Raw genomic sequence first — 26,817 nt, 5'->3', positions numbered from 1 at the left:
GATTGACTGACACCCTACGAGGCGCGCACCCCACCGGATACTGCTTGGGATCGAAAGCAGCTATCGCTCAAATCGATGGCATGGACAGATTGCAAATCAGCCGTCGCACTTCACGGGAAGCACGGGTCAAGGGGCGACGGGGCGACTCGACCAGCACCACAAAGCGCTCCAGCACGGGCTCGATAATGCGCGATGAAATCAGTCGTTGATCCAGCGAGCCCGGCAGCACAGAGGCAATCGCATAACCTCCGCCAGCCGCGACAACTTCGTACTGGAGCTGGACGGAGTCGGCTTCCACGGCAACGCACAACTCCACGCACTGTTCGGCGGCCAGATGATCGAGCCTGGCCCTTAACAGATGGGGACGCCCCGGGACTACCAGTGGTAATCCAGATAGCCGCTCTAACGCAATGTCTCGCTCGGCAAAGAGCGGATCGCTGGCTGGCCCTATCAAATGCAGCGCCAGCCTGGCCAGTAGATACGCCTCGCCGATGCTGGCTTCGTTCTCGCGCAGGACCAGCGCCATATCCAGACGACCATCCTGCAACTGCTCTTCGAGTTGCGCACTCGCGCCCTCGATCAGGTGCAATCTCACACCCGGCATCTGTGCTTGTACCGCCGCGAAAAGCGTACCGGCAAACCGCCGGACCGCCGAAGGCAGCATCCCTACGACCACCTCCCCCACGGGTTTCCCACGCCGGGTACGAATGTCATCGGCCAGGCCTTCGGCGTCCGCGATAAGACTCGATACGCAAGGCAGCAACTGCTCCCCAAACTCAGTCAGGAGCACTCCACGGCCAGTACGATGAAACAGCCGCTCGCCACATTGCGATTCGAGCTGAGCAATGTTTCGACTGACCATGGACTGCGGCATATCCAGTAAAACAGCCGCTTTACTGAGACTTCCAGCCGCCGCGACCCGCACAAACAATGTCCATCGAGGATCGACAATCGTCAAAGCAGCGTCCGCAGTCACGCTCATTCCTCGAAAATCGCTACGGCACGGACGAAACCAGCCGAAGCGTGCCTGATCTTGTAGGGGAAACAGGACACCTGGAAACCATGGGCTGGCAGGCATTCCAGGTTGGCCAGTTTCTCCATCTGGCCGTAGCCGATGTCACGTCCGGCCTTGTGCCCTTCCCAGATGATCGAAGCATCGCCCGTGGCCGCGAAACGTTCGCGCGTGTACTTGAACGGCGCATCCCAGCTCCAGGCATCGGTGCCGACCACCCGCACGCCACGCTCGAGCAGATACAACGTGGCCTCGCGGCCGATGCCAACCCCGGCATCCAGATACCCAGGCTGGCCAAACAGCGCCCCGGCGCGGGTGTTGATCAGGACAATGTCCAACGGCTGGAGGACGTGTTCGATGCGCGCCAGCTCAGCCTGCACTTCGGCGGCGCTGACCACATGGCCATCCGGCAAATGACGAAAGTCCAGTTTCACGCCCGGTTGCAGGCACCAGTCCAGCGGCAGTTCGTCGATGCCGAAAGCCGGCTTGCCACCGTCCGTGGTCGAGGCGTAGTGCCAAGGGGCGTCCATATGCGTACCGCTGTGCGTCGTGATCTGCAGGCGCTCAGCCGCCCAGGACTCGTCGCCGGGCAGTTGCGCCTTGGACAGGCCGGGAAACATCGCAGCCATCTCCGGCCAGCCTTGCTGATGGTCCATGTAGTCGATTTTCGGCAGCAACGGCGGTGGATCGGTGTAAGGGTTGTTGTCCAGGGTAACGGACAGGTCCACCAGGCGGCGTTTAGTTGGTTGCATTTTCGCTCACTCCAAGCGCCACCCGCCCACGCGCACGACGCATCGGGGTAGCCGTGTTCAAACTGTTACGTATCAAGGCGGCTGCCGAGCCGTCATGGCGAAAGCCAAGGGCGCGGGCCAGAGGGGTTTTCATCGCCGGAAAATTGCCGAACAACGCTTGCAGCCCGTCATCCGGTGCGAAGCTGATCAATGCGCGGCGTTCCTGGCCATAGGCCGCGGCCAAGGCATCGATGACCTGGGCAACGGACAGGTGCAACAGCGGCAGTTGCCAAACGCGTGACTCACCGAGCTTAGCAGCCGGCAGTTCGGCGGCCCGTAGCAGGTTATCCACGCAACACCGCACGGACATCCACCATGCCTGCGCCTGCGGCGAGACCGGACAGCAATATGGCTGGCCTTCGGCGAAGGCGTGCAGCAGGTCGCTCATGAACGCCGAGCGCAGTCCATTGGGTTCACGTGGACGCGCGACAATGCCGGGCAGGCGCACGGCACGACCGTCCACCTCGCCTCGTCGGGCAAGGTCGTTGAGCGCCATTTCCACCATCACCTTGTGCGCGCCGTAACTCAACTGCGGGCTCGGCACCGCACGCTCATCCATGCGGGCCGGCAGGTCGCCGCCGTACACCGCCACGCTGCTGGCATACACCAGCACCGGCCGGCCCGGCTGTTCGCGCAACTGGTCAAGCAATTCCAGGCTTGCCAACAGGTTGACCTGATAGCCCAGCGAATAGTGCTGCTCGGCCGCGCCACCCGGGACGCTGACCAAGTGAAAAACCACATCAATGCCATCGGCCAACGCTCGGCGCAATAACGCGGCGTCGGTCACACTGCCGCATTGCCGGCGCAAGCGCTTATCGTCAGCAAAGCCCACCAGCTCTTTATCCAGCAGGATCAACGTACTGATCGTCCGGCCTAGTAACTCATTGGTTTCGAGCAATCGTTTCACCAGCGCCCGGCCTACAAAACCATTGGCCCCGGTAATCATCACGCGCATGGGAGGCCTCCACACACGACACACTGGTCTATCGCCCCGAACACCGATTGCCCTTGCTGGTCGAAGACTTCCATGTGCACGCGATCACCGAAGCGCATGAAAGGTGTCTGTGGCGCGCCTCGCTCGATCATCTCGACGGCACGACGTTCGGCGATGCAGGCAGCGCCAACCGTGGGGTCGGCATTGGAGACGGTGCCGGAGCCGATCAGGCAGCCCGCCCTGAGGCGCCGGGTCAGCGCCGCATGGGCAATCAACTGATGAAAACCGAAATGCATGGCGCCGCCATGGGCATGGCCAAACCACTTGCCATTCCATTCAACCTTCAGCGGCAAGTGCACACGTCCATCGCGCCAGGCCTCGCCCAACTCGTCGGGGGTGACCGCCACCGGGGCAAAGCTGGATGAGGATTTGGCTTGGATAAAACCGAAGCCAGTCTTCATTTCACGGGGGGCGAGCGCACGCAGGCTGATATCGTTGACTTGCAGAATGAGTCGAATATGACTGGCGGCCTGTTCTGCCGAGCAGCCCATGGGCACGTCATCGACCAACACCGCGTACTCGCCTTCAAAGTCGATGCCGTGGGCCTCACTCGGTAGAACGATGTCGTCGTGGGGGCCCAGGAAATCATCGCCGCAACCCTGGTACATCAGCGGGGTGTGTTCAACGCCTTCGATCGGATCAAGCGCAAACGCCTTCTGCATCCGCTCCCCGTGACTGAGGAACGACGAGGCATCCAACCACTGCCAGGCGCGCGGCAAGGGTGCGGCGGCCTGCGCTGGATCGAAGGCAAAGGCACCGGCCTGGGTGCCCTCATTCAAGGCCTCATACCGCACGCGCAAAGCGGCCTCGACGCTGGACCAATGATCGATGGCATCCTGCAGCGTCGCGGCAATATCACTGGCATCCACCGCCCAGGCGAGGTCGCGGGACACCACCAGCAGGCAACCGTCGCGGTTGTGATTCTTGAGAGTACTGAGCTTCATGCCTGTTCTCCTTGCAACTCGGGCGCGAAGCGGCCATCGAGCAGCACGAACAGCATGCGGGCCATCTGCTCGGTGCGATTGCTCCAGGCGTGGTTGGTGCCGCGCTGCACGACGATGTCACCGCGTTTGAGATGCACCTCCTCGCCATCGAGCACCAGCCAGACCTCACCCTCGGTGACCACGCCGTAATCGAGGGTTTCGGTGCGGTGCATCAGCTTGTGCTTGGAATCAGCCTGCCCCGTGCCGGCATGGGCCTGGCCAATTTCGGCGAAGGCCGCCGCCGCGTCCTCGGCACTGACCTGGTTCTGCACGCTGTCAGGCGGAATATCCACCACGCGAATCACACTGCCCAGCGGGGCCGGACTCAATTGAAGCGGCTTGCGGGTGGGGTCGTCGCCGTTGTCCAGCACGGCCGGGCTGGCGTCACTGTTCCAGATCTCATGGAAGACCGTGCCGGGTACGGCCTTGAGCGCGAAGCTGTTGGGCGTCGGGCCGCTGAGTGCGACTACCGCCTGGCCTTGGGCATCGTGCCTGGTGACCACGCGTTTGAAACCAGGAAGTTGTTGCATGTTCGAGTCCTCAATCAGTTGGCGAAGCACGGCAGCGGATAAAGATGGATTCATGGAAAAACCTTAGAGATCGAGCACCAGTCGGGCGCTCCTGGCACGCGAGCAACACGGCGTGAACTGGTCGTTGCGGGCTCGCTCGGCATCGGTCAAGAACATGTCGCGATGGTCCGGCTCGCCTTCCAGTACGCGCGTGAGGCAGGTGCCACAGATGCCCTGCTCGCAAGACAAAGGGATGTCGATACCGGACTCCAGCAGCACCTGCGCCACACTGCGATCGGCAGGCACCTGCAGACACCGCCCCGAACTGGCCAGCTGCACCTCAAAGCCGCCCGCCTCACCCGTCGGGACAGCGGCGGTAAAGTACTCACGGTGCAGTTGCGCCTCGGCCCAGCCCTGCTCGCGCGCAGTGCCGAGCACGTGCTCCATGAAACCAGTAGGGCCACAAACGTACAGGTGGCGATCGGCGGCGGGCATGGATAAAACCCGGGCCGTGTCGAGACGCTGGGAATCCTCACCGTCGTCCACATGGATATGCACACGGTCGGCAAATGGCGAATGGCGGATGTAGTCGATAAAGGCCATGCGTTCAGCCGAGCGACCGCAGTAGTGCAGCTCGAAAGGCGCGCCAATCCGAGCCAGGCGCTCGGCCATGCAGAGGATCGGCGTAATGCCGATGCCGCCTGCGAACAGCACGCTGTACCCGGCCGCATGCTCCAGCGGGAACAGGTTGCGTGGCTCGCTGATGCGCAGCCGGCTACCTTCGTGCACGTGTTCGTGCATGGCCTGCGAACCGCCGCGAGACGCCGGGTCGAGCAACACGCCCAGCAGGTAGCGATGGCGCTCTTCAGGGTGATTGCACAGCGAGTACTGGCGCACCAGGCCATTGGGCAGGTGCACGTCGATATGCGAGCCGGCGCTGAAAGCCGGCAAGATGGAATGCTCGACCGGGGCCAGTTCAAAGCTGTAGATGCCTTCGGCTTCGAGGCGTTTGCGGGTCACAACGACATCGATCATCACTGGCTACCCATCGGCTGTTCAGCGGCGATCAACCGACGCAGAACACGTCGACAACGCACAGCCCCTGCATCGACCGGCAGCAACACCGGGTTAAGGCCAAGCAGCTCAACCTCGCCAATCTGGCGCTGTTGAGCCTCGACCATGGGTTTGTCCTCACCGGCGAAAATACCAATCAACATTTCCTGGACGAAGGCATTCAACTGCGCGTTGTCCTGCTCGAAACTGCGCGTGTTGGCAAAGAAGTAATGGGTATTGGTCGCGTCCTGCGGTGTCATGAGGTGCAGGTTCCATGTCACGGGCCCCTCTTCCCTGGGGCACCCTGGAGGCGTGGCGCCACTGCCCAGCAGCATCAGGCCGGGGGCGTGCCAGATGACCTCGGCCCAGACGTCCGCCCGAGTCGGATCCTCAAGATGAGCGCCGAAGGCCGGTGGAGGTACATCATCAGGCGCCCACCAACTGATGCGCACGCGATCATTGGGCAACTCCTCGATGGTGGCGCGCGTGCGGGACAACGCTCCGCCACCGAGCGTATCGGGGTGCAGGAAATCAACGTGGCTCAAGTCCATGATGTTGTCGGCCAGCAGCTCATAGTGTGCACGCGTAGGCAAATAGCCGTGCCCTTTGGCATCGGTAGGCGCCTGCTCGAAGAAGGAAAAATCAGGGATCAGCGCATCGTTGGCCAAATTCGGATCGCCAGGCCAGACCCAGATCGCGCCATGGCGCTCAGCGACCGCGAACGCGCGGACACACGCAGCCTTGGGGATACTCCCATCGCCGTGGGGATTGTGCGTACATTGGCCACTGCCATCGAAACGCAAGCCGTGGTACGGACACTGAACGCTGTCGCCGACAATCTTGCCCATGTGCAGCGGGGCAAAACGGTGCGGGCAACGATCGGCGAGCGCCTGGATCGCACCCTGGCTATTGCGAAAGAACACGATGGGTTGCTCGACGATGGTTCTGCCAAGCATCCCACCTTGCGCCAGCTCGTCCGCCCATCCAGCGATGTACCAGGTGTTGAGCAAATAACTCATGATGTTCTCCTCGTTTTTCTTATTTTGATGACACGTCGGATGGGCAGATCAGCGATCAGTGTCTGCGGCAACCGCAGCGGGAAAAACTGACCTGCGGCCACGCAACCGAATGCAGGCCAGGGCCACCAGCAGTTGAACGCCCGCGACGATTCCCAGTGCGGCTGGCAAAGCGCTGATCATTCCCCCGGTAATCGCCAACACCACCAGCGGGCTGGCGAACTCACCGGCAAAGAACATCGCCGTGAAGCCGCCGGCGGCGCGGCCGCGCTGTTGGAAGTCGACCTGGCTCATGATCCAGGTGAGCAGGGTCGGCATCATCAGGCCGATGCCCAGGCCATTGATCAGGACGGCGATCACCACCAGCCCATGACTGTCGACCACCGCCAGCAGCCCGCCACCGATACCGGCCGCGACGAAAGCCAGGAGCATCTGCCGGTGCGCAGGGACACCACGCAACAGACGGAAACTCAGGGCGCCGACCAGGACGCCAAACTGACTGGCGCCCATGGTCATGCCGATCTGCTGCGAGCCTTCGACATGCAGCAGGTTGAGCAGGTAACCGACTTGTACCGGTACGATGAACAGGCTCAAGCCCGCCAGGAATGCCAGGGCATACAACGGTGCCAGGGGGCGCCAGGGGAATGCCCTGCCCGCCGCTGTTGTCGCGGTGACGACCTGCGCCCGCGGCTCCCACAGCAACCAGACCATCAGCGGCAGAAACACCAGCCCCAGCCCATACAGGGCAAACGGCGTGCGCCAGCCGTGCTCGCCGAGCACGCCACCGACGGCAATGAAAATCGCCGCCGACAACGAGGTCGCAACCATTTGCAGGGCGAACATGCGTTCACGCCGCGCACCGCTGTAGTAGTCGCCCATCATCGTGGTGCAGCAGGTCATGATCGCCGCCTCGGCCACACCGATGCCGGCGCGGCTGATCACGATGACCTCTAGCGACTCCAGCCATAGCGGCAGCACCCCACAGACGGTGTAGAGAAACATCGCACCGATCAGCAACGGCTTGCGCCCGAGCCGGTCGGCGATAATCCCGGCCACGGGTGCCAACAGCGCAATCATCAATGCCGGTAGCGTCAGGGCAATGGGCACCAGCACGGCTACACCCGGCGTGTCGGCGAAGTGCTCCTGCATACGCGGCAGGATGGGGGCCAGCAGCACCGCACCGAGCACCGGCAGGCAACTGCCGAGCAAGAGCAACAAGGATTGCGGCAGCCGCGCCTGGCGTTCAACGTTCATCGCGCACCTCCGGTGGTTGGGTCGCGCAGAACGCCATGCCGAAGGCACTCAGGCCGGCGATAAGGTCAAGCCATAGAGACTGCTGGAACAGCGATACACGAGGCATGGGAAAGTCCTTTCTTGTTGTTATGACGCGACGGGATTGGCGGCTGTTGTCGTTTGATCGTGTCCCGAAGTCAGGCGCAGCGAGTGCTTCACGCAGGCCCCCTCCTCGGCTACGGCCGGCATCAGCGGCAGGCTCGTCAGGTGGCTGGGTCTGGCCTCAGCCTGCCCCGTGCTGACACGTTTGCTCGGTAACAGGAAGTGAGCCAGGGCCGGCAACAGAACCAGTGCACCGACCATGTTCCAGACGAACATGAAGGCCAGCAGCACGCCCATGTCAGCCTGGAACTTGATCGGCGAAAACATCCAGGTGGCCACGCCGATCGCCAGGGTCACCCCGGTCAGCATCACCACCTTGCCGGTGGACAGCAGTGCCCGGTAATACGACTCAGACAAGCTTGTGCCCTGGCGCATATGACCGAGCAGGATGCTCATCACGTACAGCGCGTAGTCGACGCCGATGCCCACGCCGAGGGCGATCACCGGCAAGGTCGCGACCTTGACGCCGATGTTCAGCCAGACCATCAGCGCCTCACAGAGGATCGAGGTGAGCATCAGCGGAATCACCGCGCAAATCGTGGCGCGCCAGGAACGGAAGGTGATCAGGCAGAGCAGGATCACGGCACCGTAGACCCAGAACAGCATTTCGCGGTTGGCCTGCTTGACGACGATGTTGGTCGCCGCCTCGATCCCGGCATTGCCAGCGGCCAGGAGGAACTGGACCTCGTCGGTATTGTTCGCCCCGGCGAACTGTTCGACGTGATCTACCAGGCGGGTCAGGGTTTGCGCCTTGTGGTCGGAGAGGTAGACGTACAGTGTCAGCAAGCTGCAGTCTTCGTTGTACAACCCGCGCGGTGCTCCGGCGGTGACCATGTTGAGCATCGCCTGGTTGTTCTGCAGCTCATACCATTTCGGGCTACCTTCGCTGAGGCCCACCAGCATCCGGCGGTTGAGCAGCGCCAGGGAATTGGTCGAATCCACCCCTGGCAAGGTGCGCAACTGCCAGTCGAGGGCATCGACCTTGCGCAGGATGTCGTAGCGCGAACAGGCGCTGGCTGGCGTCTTGATCATGACCGCGAACAGATCGCTGCTGGCGCCATAATGACGGGTCAGGAACGCGTCATCCTGGTTGTAGCGCGAGTCTGCCCGCAGCTCGGGCGCGCCTGCGTCCAGATCCCCAACCTTCAATTGCAAGCTGACGATGAAGCCGAGCGTCGCCAACGCCAGGCTCAGGGCAATGCACAACGCCGCCCACCGGCGCTGGGTGAACAGGTCGAGGAAGCGCCAGAACCCGTGGCGATTCTGACCGGCCTGTTCAGCGTGCTCGCTTTTCAGGCTCAGTCGCGCGGCGCGACCGCTGACCCCGACATAGGAAAGCAATATCGGCAGCAAGATCAGATTAGTGAAGATCAGCACCGCCACACCGATACTGGCGATCATCGCCAGGTCCTGGATCACCTGGATCTTGATGATCATCAGCACCGCGAAACCGACCGCATCACAGAGCAGCGCGGTGAGACCGGCAAGGAACAGGCGGCGGAAGGTAAAGCGCGCAGCGACGACCCGGTGCATGCCCCGCCCGATGTCCTGCATGATGCCGTTCATCTTCTGCGCCCCATGGCTCATGCCAATGGCAAACACCAGGAACGGCACCAGCACCGAATAGGGGTCCAGTTGATAATTCAGTAGCGGCAACAGGCCGAGCTGCCAGACCACCGCCACCAATGAGCAGAACACCACCAGCAAGGTGCTGCGAATGCAGCGGGTGTACCAATAGAGCACCACCGTGGTGATCAGGATCGCCACGGCAAAGAACACCAGGATCTGCCGCAGGCCGGCGATCAGGTCACCGACTTTCTTGGCGAAACCGGTGATACGAATGTCGATGCTGTCGCTCTGGTATTGGCTGCGCAGCGATTCGAGTTGTTGCGACAGCCGGGTGTAGTCCAACGGCTGGCCATCGGGGGTGCGCTGCAGCAGCGGTACCTGGATGATGCTCGAAGCCTGGTCGAACGCCACCAACTGGCCGATTTCGTTGGACAGTTGCACATTGCGCCGCAATGCCGCGAGGCTGGCGGCGCCGCCATCGTAGTTGTCTGGAATGACCGGCCCGCCGTCCAGGCCCGCTTCGGTCACCGCCACCCAGCGCGTGGCCGGTGTCCAGAGCGACTTCATGTACGCGCGGTCGACACCGGGCAGCAGATAAATCTTGTCGCTCAACGCCTGCAGCGTCTTGAGATAGGCGCTGTCGTAGATGTCGCCCCGCTTGTTGACCACAGCGATGCGCACCGCGTTACCCAGCCCGCTCAGTTCCTTCTGGTGCTCAAGGTAGTTGGCGATGTAGGGATGATGAGTGGGAATCATCTTTTCGAAACTGGCGTTGAGCTCGACACGACTGGACTGCCAACCCAGCACCAGCGTGGTCGCCAGGCACAGCAGCAACACCCACAGGCGATGGTTGAACAGGGCTCGCTCGAGCACCGAACCGGAACGCGGATCAAAGTCTTCGAACGCATTCGCGGGGGACTGGGAAAAATTACCAGGGGACGTCATAACCTCACTCCGAAGCGGCAGTGGATGGCTGCGCAAGACGCTGCAGCCCGGTGAAACCGGCAACGATCAAGCTGCCATCGGCGGCCTCGATCACACTTGAAACAGGTTTTCCCAAGGGCTCGCCCAGTGGCTGCAACGTCGCCCCGTTCTGCTCACCATTGAGAAACAGTGCGCCACCCTGGTTGACCAGCAGCACTTGGCCGCCGGCCAGGCGGGTGGCGTCGTTGAAAGAAATCGGCATAGGGACAGACAGGTGCTGGAAGCTTGCGCCACCGTCATTGGAGATAAAGGCATTGCCTCTCAGGCCACCCACCAACAGGGCGCCATCGGCGCGGCTCTGCAAGGTGAAAAAACTGCCTTCATAGGGACTTTCCAACTGACTGAACGACACCGCGTCGTCATCCGAGCGCGCCAGGTAACCCTGCTCGCCAGCCAGGAACCAGCGCGGTCCTTGATGACTGATGGCGTACAAGTGCATCCCGTTCGGGTTGGCGATGTGCCCCATCAGCGACTGCCACGTGGCGCCGCCGTCCGCGGTCCACAGCGCCAGGCCGTAGGCACCGACGATCAGCCCGTGTTGTGCGTCGATGAACTCGAGCGCCAGGAAGGGTTTGTCGGCGCCATCGGCGACGAGACGCTCGGCATTTTGTACGCGTACCAATGCGTCATCCGGGTTGGCTGCCGTGGCTTGGTCAGCCTTGGCTGCGTCCAGTTCGAGCTGAGCCGCACGCGCACCGTCGAGTTGCAGCGTCCAGTGCTCGCCACCATCGCGGGTGACCAATACCACGCCAGCGTGACCCACTGCCCAGCCATTGCGCGCATCGACAAACTGCACCGCCGTCAGGCTGACCGAAACCGGTACCGGGGCCTGACGCCAGCTTTGCCCGTTGTCGTCGGAGAGCAATACCAGGCCGCGCTCGCCCACGGCCACCAGACGTGTGCCGGCCCGCGCCAGGTCGATCAATACGCTCTTCTGCGCCGCCGGCACCGGCATGGCCGGGGTGCTCAACGGTGCGCCCACGGCAGTCGGCCCTGCCAGGCACTCGGTGGCGGCGAAGGGCAAATACAGGGCCAAGAGCACAGCGCTCGCCTGACTGATTCTGTTCATAACCTAACCTCGGAAAAACACTCGCACCCCAAGGGCAGGCCGACAGGCCTGCCCTTCACGCTCAGCTCAGACTCAACGCACGCCGCGACCGGCCATCGCCGCTGGCGAGAACTCCGAGGCCTTGTAGCGATCGACCGCGTGATACTGATCCGGCAATCCGGCGTAGACGTTCTGGATAAACCACGCCCCCGAAGTCAGGTCATAAAAACCGGCAGACAGTTGCACCAGGCCTGGCAGGTCGGGCAGTACGGAAGGCAGGGACCAGAGGGTCTTGGCCAGTTGACCGCTGGCGTCCCAACGGTCGCCGAGCAGGGCTTGCCAGGTGTCTTCGTCGAGGTAGTAGCGGCCTTTGGGCAACTGGTGACGCTTACCGGCGGCCAACGTCGACTCGACTACCCAGACGCGGTGCAACTCCCAACGCACGTAGTCAGGATTCAGATGGTGTTTGGCGAACAGGTCTTGCGGCTGGGCAGCGGTCTGCACCTTGTTGGTGTTGTAGGGAACATACATTTCCTGCTTGCCCACCAGTTTCCAGTCGAACCGGTCCGTACGGCCCTGCCACACGAACAGTTCGTCGAAGGACATGACACCGGCAGTGGACGGCGTCGGTGTATCGCAGCAGGCGTTGGGCAGCGTGCGCACCCGGCGCTGACCGGCCAGATAGACATGAGCCTGGGATTTTTCGCCGTTGATGTTCTCACGCCCCAAAATCTGTTCGCCGGCACGAATCGCCGGGCCGGAATTGACAAAGTGCACCTGCCAGTAGTCACCCGAGTAGTTTTCAGGACCACCCTCCTCGAAGTAGTAGGGCATCTCCTGGGTCAACAGGCCGTCGCTGGTCATCACCTGGTTGCCGTCGGCCGTCATCAGATAGTGGCGAAAATGCGCCGCCACCGAAGTGCCGCGCCAGTTCAGCAGGTGGTTCCAGATGGCTTCGGTACCGTTTTGTGGAATCGGAAACGGGATCCCACCATAGGCGCCGTCGGGGATCAGGCCGGCGCTGCTGTCGACCAGTTTGGCGCGGGTCGCATTCTTGAACGTGTTGTCATAGACCCACTGCGGCGCGGCGGCTGTGCGCCGGGTCGGATAGACATCGATGCGGTAGGTGTCCGGGAAACGCTTGAACAGCTCCTTGGTGCCGTCGCTGAGCTTGTCGGCGTACTTGGCCAGGTTCTGGGCGGTGATGCTGTACAAGGGTTTGTCCGCGGCAAACGGATCGCCCCGCTTGCCGCCCGGGACATAGCCTGGATCGACCTTGGTGTAGCCACCGTCCCAGGCCGGGATGCTGCCGTCGGCATTGCCCGCCTTCTCGGCACCGAAGGGTGTCAGGGTCTTGCCCAGCGCGGCCGCTTGTTCAGCGCTGGCGGCCAAGGTCATCGGCGCGGCGGCGGCCAGCAGGGTTAAGCACAAGGCCTTTAGAGTGAACTGAATGGTCATGCGCAAATCCTCTTAGAACGTGGTCTTGACGGAGAAAGCCAGGTAGTCCCGGTCCTTCAACGACTGCTTGTAATTGAACTGGTTGGCGGCGTTGAGGCTGGTGTCCTCGGGACCGTAGAAGTGGGTGTAGGTCAGCCCTACGGTCACTTGGTCCAGGTAGGTGGCGGAGACGCCGATGTTCATGTCCCCTCCTCTATCGGGGCCAAACCCGCTGATCACCGCCGACTTGCCCATGGGGAAGTAGCTGATGCCCAGCGGCACGCTGATATCGACGCCAGGGAAAAACTGGCGATAGGTGGGCGTGTACACCAGCTTCAGGCCCAGGCCGTCATCGGTGGCGTTAGGGTCGAGGGCTGCGCGGTTCCTGGTCACGGCCAACAGGCGGTTCCAAGCCACTTCCCCTGTCAGGCTCGCTTCATTGGCGACGAAGGAAGGGCCCAGCGACGCCAGGACGTTGAGGTTGACGTGGGCCGTCCGGCCAACGGCGTACAAGGCGTCATCGTTGTTGTCCGCGTCGACACCCGCCAGGACGGTCTGGGCGTTGGACACCAGCGGCATGTTCCAGCGCATGGATGCCTCACCGGCAAAGCTGTACTCGTCCACGGAAGTCGCGAAACTGGCGCCCAGGACGCGGATGTCTTCCGGGTAAACCCAGGAATATTCGCCGACTTGCCCGGTACTGAAGTTCGGCCCGGTGGCATTCGGTTTCAAATACAACGAGGGCGTCTTCTCGTGATACTGCAGCGCGTACAGCCCGTAATCCGTCGTCCCGGTGTTGTACTTGAGCTGCAGGCCGCCTTGGCCGGAACTCCTGGCTTTCTTGTCCTTGCCATGGAAAAACGCGGCCGGGCTGTTGGCATTGCCGCCCAGGAAATCCGGGAACGGCCCGCCGGTGATCAGCCGTTCATTGCCGTCGCCGATGGTATCGCTGGTGGAGAAATAGCTACCGGCGCCCGGCAAGCGGGTGGCCTCCCATTCCAATTGATAGAAGGCGCCCAACGACACATCGTCGGTCAGTTGGTAGGCGGTCGAGAGCTGGTTGACCGGTCGGGTGATTTCCTTGAACTGAGTGTTGGGCACTGATTGCGCCTTGACCACGTCCACCGGCGCCATGGCCCCGGCAATGCCGTTGCCGCCGAAGAACAGACTCTCGCCCCAGATCAGGCCGTGGCGCCCGGCGCGAACCGACAACGTACGGTCGGCCAGCTCACCATTCCAGTAGACGAAGGCGTCCAGCAGTTCACCGTCACCCCCGTGCAGTTGACGGGTATCGCTGGTGAACTCGTCGAAGCCCACCGAACGTTGGTTGGCACTGGCCGCGTCGTTATTGTCGTTGCGGTCCTGGTAGACGGTGTCGTACCAAGCGGCACCGCTCACACGGGCACCGAAGTTGTGAAAGCCGATGTCCAGTTCGGAAAGAATATCCAGGCGATTGGAGATCAGCCCCTTGCCGAAGTTGTTATCGCCGTCATTCTGGTTCAACGCCGTCTGGCCCTGGCTGAGCTTGCTGCTGGGGTCCTTGAGACGCCAGGCCGCGCTGTACTTCAGCGTGTTGTCCCAGCGCAAGCTGAGATCGGGATTGCCGGTGTCGATCTGAAAGGCTTGGGCAGCCGAAGCGCCAAGCCCCAGGCTGGCCGCAAGGGTCAGGGTGAACGGGACGCGCCGCGACGCAGCGATCTTGCGAGTAGCCATCGAAGTAACCCTCTTTATTGTTGTTGTATGTCAGCTCTTCTGGTGAAACGGCGCCCACAGTCGAACCGGGCCAAGCCTGCACAGGCATGAAGCATCCATGGGAGAGCGAATTCGGTTTTGTCGGCGCCTCAGATGGGCTGTGCCGTGACCTCGAGCATCCGCCTGACCAGGCCGATCCGGTCGAAGCTGCTGTCGTGGGCCATTTCCTTTTCACCGGCCAGCACCGAGCTTTCGCTGATGAATTTGCAGCGCTCATAACGGCGCGCCATGAAGCGTTCGAGCTGCTGTTCAACGCTGCCGCCGGCGACCAACTCTTCGCCAAGCACGACGGCATCTTCAATGGCCATGCCGGCGCCTTGGCCCAGGTGCGGCGTCGTGGCGTGCACCGCGTCGCCAATCAACACGACACGGCCGCAGTACCAAGGCTCACTGACAAACACCACCTCCAGCGGCTTGTAGATCACCTGTTCGCTGTCGATTATTTGCTCGCGCAATTCGCCGATCGGCCCGGTAAAACCGCTCAGGCGTTGGCGCATCTGGGTCGCCAGCGTGGCGGCATCCATCCTGGGGTTGGCGGGCTCGTGGGAGGTCATGAACAGGTACATCTGGTCGCGACCCAGTGGCACCAGCCCGGCATTACCGGCAGGTCCCTGGAAGGTGGCCAGATGATCGATCCCGGCGGCGCGTGGGAAGTTGTAGCGCCACACCGCTTGGCCGGTGAAGCGCGGCGGGTACTGGTCGCCGAACAGCAAGCCGCGCATTTTTGAGTACAGGCCATCGGCGCCCACGACCAGGTCGTAACGGCCGCGACTGCCATCGGTGAACAGCACATCAACGCCCGCATCCACCTGTTCCAGAGTCTCGACGCTCAGGCCCAAGCGAATCGAGGCGCCCAAGGCAATGGTGGTTTCGCTGAGGACTTGATGCAGGGCCAGGCGCGAGATGCCGACGTTGGCCGGATACTCGGGGCCGGCCAGGCGCTGACCGGGGATTCGTACCAGCTGCTCACCAGCCGTGGTATTGATGGTCAAATCCTCGAACGCGTAGGCGGCATCCAAGTAGCCGTCCAACACACCCAACTTGGCCATCTCACGCACGACGTTACTCTGCTGGATGATGCCAACGCCGTAGACGGTCCACTGCGTCTTGAGCTCGACAAGATCGACTTCGATACCTTTGCGACGCAAAGCGATTGCGGCACACAGACCACCGATACCACCACCGACGATAAGCACCTTTTTCACTGCGTTCATGCTCGTCTCACTCTTATTCTTGTTATTCACGCAAGCGTTCTGCCAGAGCGATCCCAGGCTTCACGACCGGCTGTTTCTGCACGCATTCGCTACCGCGTTGTGTTCACTTTCTCGGCAAAGCAGGCGTTTGACTAATCGCATGTAGGGATACGATGTATCAGCAACTGCGATACGTTAACTAAGGTCCACACGCTTCCAACTGACCCGCTCCGAGCACCAGCCAATCGGCCTCTGCATGCCACTGCAGCGCACTCAGGCGTTCCCCCAGGCACGGCCCGTAGACGCACAGGCCACTGTCCGGAAGGAACCGGGCACCATGGGCGTAACAGACGATCTGGCTGCCATCGACACTGAGAAAACGGTCCTTGCGGTACTCCAGCCGCACCTCCAGGTGCGGGCAACTGTTGCGATAGACCCGCACCTCGCCGCCATGGCGCAGGGCGAACACGCTGTCCTTCCCCGTGCCCAGGGGATCGAACCCGCGGGCCTGCCCTTCGACCACGTCATCCAGGCGACACAGAACAATGGCGTCGTGACTCACGGACGACCTCCGCACTCAGGCCTGCTTGGGCGGCGGGCCGCTGGGGAACCATTTTTCCCGGGAAGTGAACAGGAACAATTGCGAGTTATCCGCCGACAATGGCGCCTGGCGCGCCTGCCAGGCGTCATCGTGCTTGTCCATGTCGGCGTCGTATTCGATGTGGCAGCCCAGCGGGCTGTTGAAGTACCAGAACCAGTTGGAACCGAAGAGGTGACGGCCCGGCCCCCAGAAGCTGGTCCAGCCTTGCTGTTCGAAGCGGCGCCCGGCCAACAGCACTTCCGTACCGCTGCCCATGTGAAAGGTAAAGTGCTCGCAACCCTTCATGTGCGGTGGCGTCTGGATCATGAACAGGCAGTGATGGTCATCGGAACCGGCGGGACGCATGAACGGGCCCGCGCCAACAAAGGTGTCGGTGGTCACGAAGCCCAGGCGTTTGTAAAAGGCCTCGGCCTTGGCCGCATCCGGTACGAAATACACCACATGGGACAAAGTTCGAGGCAAGGCCTGCATATCGGGGTTGATGCCCGGCTGGTTGACCGGGCGCTGGGGGGCATGGCCCGGTGCATTGGTCAGGTCGGCTGGCGCGCTGTACGCACGCCGCACACTGATCTGGAAACCAATGGCAAAGCCCATGTCGTCCACACTGTGCACGGAGCCATCGGAACCGCGGGTCACCGGGCGATCGCGCCCCAGTTCATCGGCGATGGCCTCAAGATCAGTTGCGCTGGCCACGCCATAAACGGTTTCACGAATCGAGGGGGCGGGCCCGATGGCCGCCGGCAGACGGGCATCGTCCGCACGACGGATGATCACCGCCGTGCCGTCGAGTGCTTCAAAACGTCCGCCCTCGCTGTCGACATCGACAGGCAGCAGGCCGTAGTCACGCAGGCAATGGGTACAGGCTTGAATGTCGTCGACGCCAAAAATCAAGGCATCAAGGCCAATGATGTTCATTGAGTTACCACTCCATTGTAATTATTCAGCGCAGGCCAGCACCCCGCTTACGGGAGCCGTGCCAGGCGGAGCGCTGCCGAGGCTGGTCTTGGAGTCGATCAAGCGTCACGCCAACCGACTGTGGGCTGATACTGAAGGGGGACAAACTCACTGACTAATCGCTTGTCGGGATGCGACCTATCGGCAAACGCGATACCTGGCTGCACAGCGCAAATGGCCTGAAAAATCGAACAGTCATCGTTCGATTCACCCACTCGCGGGACTTGACGCCGCGATAGGAAGGCCGGAAGGTATTTACAAAATAAATACAAGAATCGAGACCGCCATGCGTTTTAACCACTTGGATCTCAACCTCCTGGTGGCGCTGGATGTATTGCTGGAAGAGCAGAACATCACCCGCGCCGCTGAACGCCTGCACATGACCCAATCCGCCACCAGCGGCGTACTGGGCAGGCTGCGCCTCTACTTCGAAGATGAGCTGCTGGCGCAGGTAGGACGCAAGATGCAGCCCACGCCTTATGCCCGTGAACTGGCGGCACCGGTGCGCCAGGTGCTGCTGACGATCCAGTCCTCGATTACCGCCAAACCGGTGTTCGACCCAGCCACCAGCAAACGCCATTTTCGCTTGATCACTTCGGACTATCTGATCAGCGTCCTGTTTGCCCGGGTGATCCAGAAGATCTCCCTGGAAGCCCCGCACATCACCTTCGAACTGCTGGGCCCCGGCGACACGTCCACCGAGATGCTGATGCGCGGTGAGGCCGACATGATGATCGTGCCTGAGCGCTACCTCATCGAAGGCCACCCATCGCAGCTTCTGTTCGAAGAAGAGCACGTTTGCGTCGTGTGGGATGGCAACACACTAGTGGGCGACAGCATCAGCCTCGATCAGTACATCGAGATGGGCCATGTCTCAGTGATTTTTGGCCGCAACCGGCAACTGAGCGTCGAAGAATGGCTGATGAGCCAGTACGGTTTCACCCGTCGCATGGAAGTGGTGACCCATGACTTCAACACCTTGCCGCAGTTGATCGTCGGCACCCAACGTGTAGCCACGATGCTCCAGCGCATGGCCAGGCTCTACGCCAACTACCTGCCGCTACGCATCGTGCAACCACCGGTGAAAATCCCGGTGATGCGTGAGTTCATGCTCTGGCATCGGACCATGGAGGGGGATCCTATGCACCGTTGGCTGCGGGCGAAAATCAGTCAGATCATCAACGAGCTGGAGCAGTAGTAGCGACCATTACTCGCAGGCGAGGTCAGGTACGAAAGTGCCCGACAGCCGCCTTGAGCTCGCCGCCAACCTGTTGCAAGTCGGCCGTTGAGACTTGCAGTTGCAGGCTTTCCCTGGCACTGCCCTCGGCCACTTCGCGCACCCGTGTCATGCTCTGGCTGACTTGCTCGGCCACCACGCTCTGCTGTTCGGCGGCCGCAGCGATCTGCTGGTTCATCTGCTCGATACTGGACACCGCCCGGGTGATCCGCGCCAGCGCCTGGGAGGCTTGCGCAGCCAGCACCACCGTTTCATCACTCAACACATGGCTGCCTTGCAAACGCTCGGCGGCTTGTTGGGCAACATTGCTCAGGCGGACGATCAACCCTTCGATTTCCGTGGTCGAACGTTGGGTGCGCCGTGCCAGACCGCGAACCTCATCGGCGACCACGGCAAAGCCACGCCCCTGCTCGCCCGCGCGTGCGGCCTCAATGGCGGCGTTGAGCGCCAACAGGTTGGTCTGCTCGGCCACCGCCTTGATCACATCGAGCACGCCTCCAATCGCCGCGCTCTCCACCAATAGCGACCGCATGGCTTCAGCGCAACCGCCCATTTCCACAGCCAAATGGTCAATCTTGTCACTCGCCTGACGCACCAACTCATCGCCTTCACGCGCCTGTTGGTCGGCATGCGCCACCGCTTCGCTGGCCTCACCCGCGTTGCGCGCGACCTCCTGCGCCGTGGCGGCCATCTGTTGCATGGCGGTGGCGGCCAGTTCGGTTTCCTGGCGTTGATGTTCGACACCACGGCTGTTGCTCAAGGTCACTTCGGCCAAGCTGCCGGCCATGCCGTTAAGCGAGCCGACACCACGGTCGATGCGCCCGACCAATCCCCGCAGACTGCCTAGCATGCTGCCCACGGTGCCTAACAGTTGGCCCAACTCATCACGACGACCACTGTCTGACGGCGGATCACTCAGGTCCCCCGCCGCCACGCGCTGGACCAACTGCACAGCCTGGCGCAACGGTTGCACAATCAACTGGCGGATCAGCAGGCTGGCGCCAATGCCCAAGGCGAGCGCCAGGACAGTGATCAAACCCAATTGGCGATTGGCATCACGGTTATCGTCCAGTACCGCCTGCCTTTGCTGTTCATCGGCCTGGGTCAGCAGTTGACTTACCTGCTCGGTTTGCGCGTTCATGGCCGTGCTGCTTTGCGCGCTTTGCTGACGGCTGTCGACGAACTCGAGGAAGGCCTTGCGATAGTCGCCCAAAGCCCCGCTCGCCTCCTGCAGCGACTCGCCTTGCTGCTCATCCAAGGCGAGCGCCTGCATGGCGGCCAGCAGGTCACTCATGCTCATTTCCCAATCGCTGCGGTAACGCTCCTCGCCATCGAGCGAGTAGTACAGCTCGCTGTCACGCAGTTTGGCGAGCTTGTCCCGCAATGCGGCCGTCTGCTCAAGCAACACCATCTGATCGCTGCTCGGTGGCGTCCCCTGCCCTAACCGAGTGTTAAGCGCATCCAGTTGATCGAGAAACAGCAGGGTAAAACTGTCGCCAGCCGTCTGCGCCAGTGCCTGCATGCGCAGGCGCGCCTCCCGAGCCCGACGCAACGAATCGGCATAGCCGAGAAACTGCTCCAGATACGTGCCAGCGGCCGTGCGTACTGCGCTATTGGCGGGCTCAGCATCGAGTTGCCGGTTCAGTGTGCCGATCGCCTCGCGGACCTGCTCCAGGCGCTGTGGAGCAAGGTCCAGGGCGAATGCTTTCTCGGCGATACGCGCGCGCAGGATCAGTGCTTGGATCGACGACTCCTGACGCGATTGTTCACCGCGCTGCTGCAACACACCCAGGGAACGAAAAGCAGTGACTGCCACCGCCAATGTCACCAGCAGCACCAGGCCAAAACCCAGCGACAGCTTGGCCCCCACCGATAGGTTGCCAAACACACGGCTCAGTACGGGCATGTCCAACTCCTCGCACGGTCGTGGAAAAACAGCCTGCCCTTGGCGACCAGGCTGATCGCTGTGCCGGGTTTGGACTCACTCATCTGCCGATACCTTATTCTTGTTGTTGTGCGCGCCCGGGACTCCGACCAATAGCGCGGTGTAGCAGCAACTCTAATGAGTCGTACCTCGACGACACCAATCGCATCCCGCGTTATGAGCAATCGCAAAGTACGATGATAGGTATCCGGATTTGCGGCTTGAACAGTGAGTAGAAAACCCTTAGGCCACGGCGCACATACGCTCTATCAGCGTTCGCAATACCTCCCATCCCGACTCGCGATTGGCCAAACCATTGGCCTCCCCTTAGCCTGCTTCGAACCGTCGCCTGGCCATCCCCGCGCCAGACCTGGCCGCCTGCCATTGCTCGCACAAGGACAATAACAATCATGTTTCGCTACTTCCCGACCAACTACGTGTGGAATCTTTCCGTCGACCTGGCCATTGAAATGGGCGCCCGCATCGGCGAAATCGAAGAGATGTGCGCGCCGTTGCAAGAGGCCGCCAAACAACCAGACGCCGCCGGTAGCAAGGCCTTCCGTGAGACCTGGGCGAACATGGCCGACAAGCTGTGCGGCCTGGCTGAAGAAGACGAAAGTAAGGGGCGGATGTTGTCTGCCGGTGAAAAATACAACCGCGCCGCGACCTATTACCTGAGCTGCGAACGCCTGCAGGCCCATGGTGCCCCTGGCCGCACGGAGCTGTACCAGCGCTTTCTGCACACCTTCCAACGCGGTATCGAACTGGCACGAGAAAACTGCGTGCGCGTTGAAATCCCTTACGAAGGCAAACACATTTCCGGTCTGCTGGTCCGTGCCGAAGGCGTCAGCGGCCCAGCGCCGATCCTGGTCCAGGTCAATGGTCTGGATTCCACCAAAGAAATGAAATACCGCGTCGGCCTGCCCGCCTGGTTGGCCAAACGTGGCGTGTCATCGTTGATCATCGACCAACCCGGGACGGGCGAAGCGCTCCGGCTACATAATCTGACTGCGCGTTTCGACAGCGAACATTGGGCCAGCCCCGTGGTGGATTGGTTGGAAACCCGCGACGATGTCGACGCCAAACGCATTGGCCTGGAAGGAGTATCGCTCGGCGGCTACTACTGCCCGCGCGCGGTAGCCTTCGAGCCGCGCTTCGCTTGCGGCGTCGTGTGGGGTGCCAACCATGATTGGCGTGATGTGCAGAAACGTCGCCTGGAAAAGGAAGGCAGCTTTCCGGTGCCGCATTACTGGTCGCATGTGGCCTGGGTATGGGGCGCCAAAGACACCGATGAGTTCATGACCATCGCCGAGAATGTTCATCTGGACGGCATCCTGGATCGCATCAAGGTGCCTTTCCTGGTCACCCACGGAGAAAAGGATTCGCAGATTCCGCTGAAGTGGGCACACCGCACCTTCGAGCAGTTGGTCAACAGTCCAAAGCGCGAGCTGAAAGTCTTCACCGAACGTGAGGGCGGCGTGCAGCATTCGAGTTTCGATAACAGTATCAATGCTGGTCAATACATTGCCGACTGGGTGGCTGAAGTGCTCGGCGGGCGTACTCACCTAGCGCAGTACATCTAAACGCTGTGACATTTCTCAGGCACAAAAAAGCCACTCGATGAGTGGCTTTTTTGTGAATCTTGGAGCAGGAAACGAGACTCTTATCTGGCGTCTGACTCGTTGAAATGTAAGGGGTTTCTTTTCTTGCCGGGGCAGGAAAAGACTTGATTCTGGACTTGTTTCTGGGGTGTTTCAAGAGCGAAAAAGGGGTAATTCGCCAAAAAGAAGCCGCATCCTCCCCCGGCTGAGCTGTTGGAACTGCACAAACCGCTTCCAGCAAATGACCGCCGATTACAACGCCCTCCCCGCAGGCCAAAAATATGACAGCATTCGGCCGCTAGAGAAGGAAACCCAACTCGCGTTCTGGATCAGCCTGGGCACGCTGTGCCGGATTGGCGAGTTGTTGCAGGCCGAATGGAAAAATGTCGATCTGGACCGGCAGACCTGATTCCTCCCCAGTGAAAACATCAAAGGCACCCGCGGCAAGAAACAAGACCACCATGTCTTCCTCTCCCCCTTCGCCCTGCATTTTTTTTAGGAACTCAAGACCCTCAAGGGAGACTCTCAGTGGTGCTTTCCGAAAATTTTTCGGATGCTAAATTGTCGCTGCCCTTCGCCCAGGTTCGCACCTCGTGCGCATCTACCAGGGCCCAATACAACAAAGATCCGGCCAATCGGTGGTTGCGACAGCTCATGTTCGCGTTGTTCTGCGATTAAGGGCAGATCACTCTGACGTCTGACTCAGCATTCGATTATGTTCACCGCAAGACCGCCTCGCGCGGTTTCCTTGTACTTGCTTTTCATGTCCGCTCCCGTTTGACGCATGGTGCGGATCACCTTGTCGAGCGAGACGAAATGTTGCCCATCACCACGCAAAGCAAGGCGCGCGGCGTTGATGGCCTTCACCGAACCCATGGCATTTCGCTCAATGCAAGGAACCTGGACGAGACCACCGATGGGATCGCAGGTCAGGCCGAGATTGTGCTCCATGCCAATTTCCGCCGCGTTTTCTACCTGTTGCACCGTTCCACCGAGGACTTCGCACAGCGCTCCAGCCGCCATCGAACAAGCCACCCCCACTTCACCTTGGCAACCGACTTCTGCGCCAGAAATCGACGCGTTTTCCTTGTAGAGAATCCCGATTGCAGCGGCAGTGAGCAGGAACCGTTGCACCCCTTCTTCATCCGCCCCGGGTACAAACCGGCGGTAATAGTGAAGAACCGCCGGGACGATACCAGCGGCGCCGTTAGTGGGTGCTGTCACTACACGGCCCCCACTGGCGTTTTCCTCATTAACCGCCAGGGCATAAAGGTTGACCCAGTCGAGCACTGAAAGGCTGTCCCTTAGATTGGCCTCAGGACTACCACTGAGCTGACGGTGCAACGCCGCAGCACGACGCTTGACCTTCAGCCCGCCAGGCATGATGCCTTCGTTGCGGCAGCCAGCAAGCACGCAATCCTGCATCACTTGCCAGATATGCAGCAGACCTTCACGGGTTTGCTCCGGACTACGCCACGCCTTCTCGTTCTCGGCCATCAACTGGCTGACCGAGAGACCGTTACGTGAGCACTGCTCAAGCAGCTCCCGTCCAGTCAAGAAAGGATAACGAAGTGGCGTTTGATCTTCGACGATACGATCAAGCCCTATCGCTTCTTCATCCACCACAAACCCGCCGCCCACCGAGTAGTACTCACGGCTACAAATCTGTAAGCCAGCCCTGTCGAATGCACGCAGGATCATGCCGTTTGGGTGATAGGGCAAAGGCTTACGGATCATCGCCAGGTGCTCTTTCTCAACAAAGCGAATGGACTTCCCCCCAAAAGCTTCAGGGTTCCGGAACCGCGAATTATCGACAACCTTGCCTCTACTGCCGTGGTATCGACTGTATCCGGGTACTCCCCTTCCAGCCCCAGCAGTATGGCTTTGTCGCTTCCGTGCCCTTTTCCTGTGGCGCCGAGAGAACCGTACAGTTCTGCCCGAACACTCTCCACTTGCTCCAGCAAACCTTGGTCCCTCAGTCCCTCGGAAAAGCGCACGGCTGCGCGCATGGGACCGACGGTGTGCGAACTGGAAGGACCGATGCCCACCTTGAACAGATCAAAAACACTCAGCGACATACTCAACTCCGCATCGAATGCTGGTGGATGATCAGGCTTTGTAGACCGGGAAACGCTCGCACAACTCTGAAACGCGGCGGGCGATACGGGCCTCTACCTCGGCATCACCGAGTTTGTCGAGAATGTCGCAGATCCAGCTGGCAAGAACGCTGCATTCGGGCTCCTGGAAGCCACGTGTAGTCACCGCAGGTGTTCCAATGCGCAAGCCAGAAGTTACGAACGGCGACTGTGGGTCATTCGGCACGGCATTTTTGTTGACCGTGATGCTCGCGCGGCCCAAAGCGGCGTCGGCATCCTTGCCCGTCAGACGTTGGCGAATCAGGCTGACAAGGAACAGATGGTTGTCGGTCCCACCCGAGACCACGTCATAACCGCGCTGGATAAACACGCTCGCCATAGCCTTGGCGTTTTTGATCACCTGCTGTTGATACGTTTTGAATCCAGGCTCCAGCGCCTCCTTGAAGCACACAGCCTTTGCGGCGATCACATGCATTAATGGGCCGCCCTGCCCGCCTGGGAAGACCGCGGCATTGAGTTTGCGCTCAAGGTCTTCATTACCTTTGGCGAGAATCAAACCACCACGGGGACCGCGTAGCGTCTTGTGCGTGGTGGTCGTGACTACGTGGGCGTAAGGAAGTGGATTTGGATACAGACCTGCCGCTACCAATCCAGCCACATGGGCCATATCGACGAACAGGTAGGCGCCGACCTTATCGGCGATGGCGCGAAAGCGCGGGAAATCAAGGGTTTTCGAGTAAGCGGAAAACCCGGCGATGATCATTTCGGGTTGATGCTCGACCGCCAGTCGTTCGACTTCGTCGTAATCAATCAACCCCGTGACGGTATCGATACCGTACTGCACCGAGTTGTAGAGCTTGCCGGAGAAACTGACCTTGGCACCATGAGTCAAATGCCCACCGTGGGCCAGACTCATCCCCAATACGGTGTCACCCGGTTGAAGGAGTGCCAGGTAAACAGCGGCATTCGCCTGACTACCAGAGTGCGGCTGAACGTTGGCGTAATCTGCACCAAACAACTCCTTGGCTCTGTTGATCGCCAACTGCTCGACCTTGTCGACGTGCTCGCAGCCGCCGTAGTAACGCTTGCCCGGGTAACCTTCAGCATATTTGTTGGTCAGCCCACTGCCCTGGGCTTCCATCACCCGCTGACTGGTGTAGTTTTCTGAAGCAATCAGCTCGATATGCTGTTCCTGACGGCGCTCTTCGGCGTCAATCGCACTCAGCAGTTCATCATCGTAGCCCTGGATTTGGTCTTGCTGGCTGAACATCGTTTAAATCTCCATCAACTTTTATTTTTGTTCGGATCAGGAAATCAGGCGCGCAGAAACGGTTCCAACAGCAAACGTGAACGCGCCGGATGAATGACTTTTGAATTTTTGAGTTGGTCAGCTGATATAGGCGGTAAAGGCATTGACACCTGCTTGCGCCACAACTTCATCTTGATCGGGAGTACCTGAACTGCACCCTACCCCACCCACGATGAACTCTTGCATGAAGAGCGGCAGTCCACCGGCGACGATGGAAAAACGTCCCTGGTTGCTGGTATTGATGCCGAAGGCCGGTTTGCCTGGCACGCTGATTTCGCCATAGGCGCGCGTCGATTTACGTGCGGCGGCAGCCGTGAAGGATTTGCTGATGGCAATGTCGATACTGGTGATCCGCGCATTGTCCATACGCTGAAACATGATCAGATGACCGGCGTCATCGGTAATGGCGATGTCCATATCAACCGCCAGTTCCCTGGCTTTCGCAAGACAAGCTTGCATGATGTGTTGAGCATCAGCCATTGTCAGTCTGGGTACCATTTTCATTGTCTTCGACCTCAGATTTGATGAATTAAAACCACTCCAATCCGTGTTTAAAACTCTAGAACTCTCTTCTTGGGTTTTACTTCTGCTCCTCCTCGCTCAATCTCTGCAAAGAACTCAGGCAGTGAAGTCGATAGCGCGGACAGGATCTTGCCCAGCGTATTAACCCCAGGGCTTGCTTGATTCTTTTCTATGACAGATATGGAACTATGGGTAACCCGTGCTTTTTCAGCGAGCTTGCGCTGAGTAAGACCTTGTCGAATACGTAGTGATTTAAGCGTTTGCGCCATCACAAAATCATCCGCCCCAGCTGTTTTTGCACCCTTGGGCAGGGACAGCCCGTCACGGGCTACAAGGACCGGTGCTTCCTCGGCAGGTATGTGCCGCTCGAACTCAAGCCAGGTTGTTTTATAGGTTTTACCAGTGACGGGATGCACTGCTTCCGGGGCGAGCACAGCAAGCGGCATTATCACGTAAGGTCTATCGATAAGATCCGACCTCGGCAGCACCCCATGCGCGTAAGTCCCCACGAAATCTCCATACAGCAAAATATCGATATCCACTGGCAAGACGATTCGAGGAACCAGCACGCGGGCGTACCTAGCCTCAAAACGCTTTAGGACATCACTCAACTGGCCCAGCGATAGATCAGTGCGCCCGGACAGAACAACGTTAAAAAAATCGTCGCCCACGCAGCCGGCAGCCGCGGAGGAATAAACCGGGGAGTACTGAACATCCACTAGCAATGCGGCCAGGAACTCCAACGCCAACCCCAAATGATGATCTCGGTCCTGGTTACTCCCTAGCCCGAGGTAAACCAAAGTCGACATGGCGCTGGACTCCTGAGAAGGCTGTGAA

At 60.5% G+C, this 26,817-nt stretch carries 21 protein-coding genes and 2 pseudogenes; 3 read left to right on the top strand and 20 right to left on the bottom strand.

What is annotated here, in order from left to right; all coding sequences use genetic code 11:
* Window positions 1-67: 67 nt before the first annotated feature.
* The 15 genes from KI235_RS11815 to KI235_RS11745 form a co-directional block, all read right to left on the bottom strand.
* Window positions 68-982, bottom strand: a complete 915-nt coding sequence (locus tag KI235_RS11815) for a LysR family transcriptional regulator (protein ID WP_032833224.1) — start codon at window positions 980-982, stop codon at window positions 68-70.
* Complete coding sequence (locus tag KI235_RS11810) at window positions 979-1,764, bottom strand: cyclase family protein (RefSeq protein ID WP_003200387.1); 786 nt, start codon at window positions 1,762-1,764, stop codon at window positions 979-981. Before KI235_RS11810 ends, KI235_RS11815 begins: the two co-directional genes overlap by 4 nt.
* On the bottom strand, window positions 1,751-2,758 hold the full coding sequence (locus KI235_RS11805) for an NAD-dependent epimerase/dehydratase family protein (RefSeq protein WP_212795752.1): 1,008 nt from the start codon (window positions 2,756-2,758) through the stop codon (window positions 1,751-1,753). The genes KI235_RS11810 and KI235_RS11805 overlap by 14 nt, the downstream gene beginning before the upstream one ends.
* Window positions 2,749-3,741 carry a fumarylacetoacetate hydrolase family protein gene (locus tag KI235_RS11800; RefSeq protein WP_013692914.1) on the bottom strand — a complete coding sequence of 331 codons (993 nt, stop codon included), beginning with the start codon at window positions 3,739-3,741 and terminating at the stop codon, window positions 2,749-2,751. The genes KI235_RS11805 and KI235_RS11800 overlap by 10 nt, the downstream gene beginning before the upstream one ends.
* The gene (locus KI235_RS11795) at window positions 3,738-4,310 is read right to left on the bottom strand and encodes a cupin domain-containing protein (RefSeq protein ID WP_212795751.1); all 573 of its coding nucleotides are present in this window, start codon (window positions 4,308-4,310) and stop codon (window positions 3,738-3,740) included. The genes KI235_RS11800 and KI235_RS11795 overlap by 4 nt, the downstream gene beginning before the upstream one ends.
* Before the next feature lie 63 nt (window positions 4,311-4,373).
* On the bottom strand, window positions 4,374-5,324 hold the full coding sequence (locus tag KI235_RS11790; RefSeq protein WP_060613732.1) for a PDR/VanB family oxidoreductase: 951 nt from the start codon (window positions 5,322-5,324) through the stop codon (window positions 4,374-4,376).
* Entirely contained in the window at window positions 5,324-6,361 is a 1,038-nt protein-coding gene (locus KI235_RS11785; protein WP_123351377.1) for an aromatic ring-hydroxylating dioxygenase subunit alpha, read from the bottom strand. The genes KI235_RS11790 and KI235_RS11785 overlap by 1 nt, the downstream gene beginning before the upstream one ends.
* A 48-nt stretch (window positions 6,362-6,409) precedes the next feature.
* A complete protein-coding gene (locus KI235_RS11780; RefSeq protein WP_043042115.1) occupies window positions 6,410-7,612 on the bottom strand; it encodes an MFS transporter in 1,203 nt (400 codons plus the stop codon).
* A 126-nt stretch (window positions 7,613-7,738) separates the two neighbouring features.
* Window positions 7,739-10,267, bottom strand: a complete 2,529-nt coding sequence (locus tag KI235_RS11775) for an MMPL family transporter (protein WP_043042114.1) — start codon at window positions 10,265-10,267, stop codon at window positions 7,739-7,741.
* A gap of 4 nt (window positions 10,268-10,271) precedes the next feature.
* Complete coding sequence (locus KI235_RS11770; protein ID WP_041931151.1) at window positions 10,272-11,375, bottom strand: YCF48-related protein; 1,104 nt, start codon at window positions 11,373-11,375, stop codon at window positions 10,272-10,274.
* A 72-nt stretch (window positions 11,376-11,447) separates the two neighbouring features.
* Window positions 11,448-12,812 carry a DUF1329 domain-containing protein gene (locus KI235_RS11765; RefSeq protein WP_212795750.1) on the bottom strand — a complete coding sequence of 455 codons (1,365 nt, stop codon included), beginning with the start codon at window positions 12,810-12,812 and terminating at the stop codon, window positions 11,448-11,450.
* A gap of 12 nt (window positions 12,813-12,824) precedes the next feature.
* Window positions 12,825-14,504, bottom strand: coding sequence for a DUF1302 domain-containing protein (locus tag KI235_RS11760; protein ID WP_043042112.1), 1,680 nt, complete (start codon window positions 14,502-14,504; stop codon window positions 12,825-12,827).
* A 128-nt stretch (window positions 14,505-14,632) separates the two neighbouring features.
* On the bottom strand, window positions 14,633-15,757 hold the full coding sequence (locus KI235_RS11755; RefSeq protein ID WP_013692905.1) for an FAD-dependent oxidoreductase: 1,125 nt from the start codon (window positions 15,755-15,757) through the stop codon (window positions 14,633-14,635).
* Window positions 15,758-15,935: 178 nt separating this feature from the next.
* The gene (locus KI235_RS11750) at window positions 15,936-16,298 is read right to left on the bottom strand and encodes a Rieske 2Fe-2S domain-containing protein (protein WP_013692904.1); all 363 of its coding nucleotides are present in this window, start codon (window positions 16,296-16,298) and stop codon (window positions 15,936-15,938) included.
* A 15-nt stretch (window positions 16,299-16,313) separates the two neighbouring features.
* Entirely contained in the window at window positions 16,314-17,252 is a 939-nt protein-coding gene (locus tag KI235_RS11745; RefSeq protein ID WP_003200357.1) for a VOC family protein, read from the bottom strand.
* A 325-nt stretch (window positions 17,253-17,577) separates the two neighbouring features.
* Between KI235_RS11745 and KI235_RS11740 the strand changes: the two genes are divergently transcribed.
* A complete protein-coding gene (locus tag KI235_RS11740; protein WP_003200355.1) occupies window positions 17,578-18,489 on the top strand; it encodes a LysR family transcriptional regulator in 912 nt (303 codons plus the stop codon).
* 25 nt (window positions 18,490-18,514) lie between these two features.
* Here KI235_RS11740 and KI235_RS11735 read toward each other — a convergent pair whose 3' ends face one another.
* Window positions 18,515-20,434, bottom strand: a complete 1,920-nt coding sequence (locus KI235_RS11735) for a methyl-accepting chemotaxis protein (protein WP_212795749.1) — start codon at window positions 20,432-20,434, stop codon at window positions 18,515-18,517.
* Window positions 20,435-20,862: 428 nt separating this feature from the next.
* On the opposite strand from KI235_RS11735, the gene KI235_RS11730 reads away from it, so the two are divergent.
* Window positions 20,863-22,035: a prolyl oligopeptidase family serine peptidase gene (locus tag KI235_RS11730; RefSeq protein WP_212795748.1), complete on the top strand. Its 1,173-nt coding sequence runs from the start codon at window positions 20,863-20,865 to the stop codon at window positions 22,033-22,035.
* Window positions 22,036-22,279: 244 nt separating this feature from the next.
* Window positions 22,280-22,549 (top strand): annotated as a pseudogene (locus tag KI235_RS11725) (site-specific integrase); the annotation flags it as partial.
* Between the two features lie 206 nt (window positions 22,550-22,755).
* On the opposite strand, the pseudogene KI235_RS11720 reads toward KI235_RS11725, so the two are convergent.
* From KI235_RS11720 to folK, 4 genes and pseudogenes are all read right to left on the bottom strand, one after another.
* Window positions 22,756-24,131: pseudogene (locus KI235_RS11720) on the bottom strand (L-serine ammonia-lyase).
* Window positions 24,132-24,162: 31 nt separating this feature from the next.
* Window positions 24,163-25,419, bottom strand: a complete 1,257-nt coding sequence (gene glyA, locus KI235_RS11715) for a serine hydroxymethyltransferase (protein ID WP_212795747.1) — start codon at window positions 25,417-25,419, stop codon at window positions 24,163-24,165.
* A 117-nt stretch (window positions 25,420-25,536) separates the two neighbouring features.
* Window positions 25,537-25,962, bottom strand: a complete 426-nt coding sequence (locus KI235_RS11710) for a heme-binding protein (RefSeq protein ID WP_212795746.1) — start codon at window positions 25,960-25,962, stop codon at window positions 25,537-25,539.
* Between the two features lie 47 nt (window positions 25,963-26,009).
* Window positions 26,010-26,789 carry a 2-amino-4-hydroxy-6-hydroxymethyldihydropteridine diphosphokinase gene (folK, locus tag KI235_RS11705; protein ID WP_198795746.1) on the bottom strand — a complete coding sequence of 260 codons (780 nt, stop codon included), beginning with the start codon at window positions 26,787-26,789 and terminating at the stop codon, window positions 26,010-26,012.
* Window positions 26,790-26,817: the final 28 nt, after the last annotated feature.

This window comes from Pseudomonas sp. St386, assembly GCF_018325865.1.
Classification (GTDB): Bacteria; Pseudomonadota; Gammaproteobacteria; order Pseudomonadales; family Pseudomonadaceae; genus Aquipseudomonas; species Aquipseudomonas brassicacearum.
Note: the sequence above shows the minus strand (reverse complement) of the source record. Positions and strands in the feature narration are given on the sequence as shown.

Excerpts from the sequence above, each read along its gene's own strand:
- KI235_RS11815 (WP_032833224.1), bottom strand. The coding sequence starts at position 982 with ATGAGCGTGACTGCGGACGCTGCTTTGACGATTGTCGATCCTCGATGG.
- KI235_RS11810 (WP_003200387.1), bottom strand. The coding sequence starts at position 1,764 with ATGCAACCAACTAAACGCCGCCTGGTGGACCTGTCCGTTACCCTGGAC.
- KI235_RS11805 (WP_212795752.1), bottom strand. The coding sequence starts at position 2,758 with ATGCGCGTGATGATTACCGGGGCCAATGGTTTTGTAGGCCGGGCGCTG.
- KI235_RS11800 (WP_013692914.1), bottom strand. The coding sequence starts at position 3,741 with ATGAAGCTCAGTACTCTCAAGAATCACAACCGCGACGGTTGCCTGCTG.
- KI235_RS11795 (WP_212795751.1), bottom strand. The coding sequence starts at position 4,310 with ATGCAACAACTTCCTGGTTTCAAACGCGTGGTCACCAGGCACGATGCC.
- KI235_RS11790 (WP_060613732.1), bottom strand. The coding sequence starts at position 5,324 with ATGATCGATGTCGTTGTGACCCGCAAACGCCTCGAAGCCGAAGGCATC.
- KI235_RS11785 (WP_123351377.1), bottom strand. The coding sequence starts at position 6,361 with ATGAGTTATTTGCTCAACACCTGGTACATCGCTGGATGGGCGGACGAG.
- KI235_RS11780 (WP_043042115.1), bottom strand. The coding sequence starts at position 7,612 with ATGAACGTTGAACGCCAGGCGCGGCTGCCGCAATCCTTGTTGCTCTTG.
- KI235_RS11775 (WP_043042114.1), bottom strand. The coding sequence starts at position 10,267 with ATGACGTCCCCTGGTAATTTTTCCCAGTCCCCCGCGAATGCGTTCGAA.
- KI235_RS11770 (WP_041931151.1), bottom strand. The coding sequence starts at position 11,375 with ATGAACAGAATCAGTCAGGCGAGCGCTGTGCTCTTGGCCCTGTATTTG.
- KI235_RS11765 (WP_212795750.1), bottom strand. The coding sequence starts at position 12,812 with ATGACCATTCAGTTCACTCTAAAGGCCTTGTGCTTAACCCTGCTGGCC.
- KI235_RS11760 (WP_043042112.1), bottom strand. The coding sequence starts at position 14,504 with ATGGCTACTCGCAAGATCGCTGCGTCGCGGCGCGTCCCGTTCACCCTG.
- KI235_RS11755 (WP_013692905.1), bottom strand. The coding sequence starts at position 15,757 with ATGAACGCAGTGAAAAAGGTGCTTATCGTCGGTGGTGGTATCGGTGGT.
- KI235_RS11745 (WP_003200357.1), bottom strand. The coding sequence starts at position 17,252 with ATGAACATCATTGGCCTTGATGCCTTGATTTTTGGCGTCGACGACATT.
- KI235_RS11740 (WP_003200355.1), top strand. The coding sequence starts at position 17,578 with ATGCGTTTTAACCACTTGGATCTCAACCTCCTGGTGGCGCTGGATGTA.
- KI235_RS11735 (WP_212795749.1), bottom strand. The coding sequence starts at position 20,434 with ATGCCCGTACTGAGCCGTGTGTTTGGCAACCTATCGGTGGGGGCCAAG.
- KI235_RS11730 (WP_212795748.1), top strand. The coding sequence starts at position 20,863 with ATGTTTCGCTACTTCCCGACCAACTACGTGTGGAATCTTTCCGTCGAC.
- glyA (WP_212795747.1), bottom strand. The coding sequence starts at position 25,419 with ATGTTCAGCCAGCAAGACCAAATCCAGGGCTACGATGATGAACTGCTG.
- KI235_RS11710 (WP_212795746.1), bottom strand. The coding sequence starts at position 25,962 with ATGAAAATGGTACCCAGACTGACAATGGCTGATGCTCAACACATCATG.
- folK (WP_198795746.1), bottom strand. The coding sequence starts at position 26,789 with ATGTCGACTTTGGTTTACCTCGGGCTAGGGAGTAACCAGGACCGAGAT.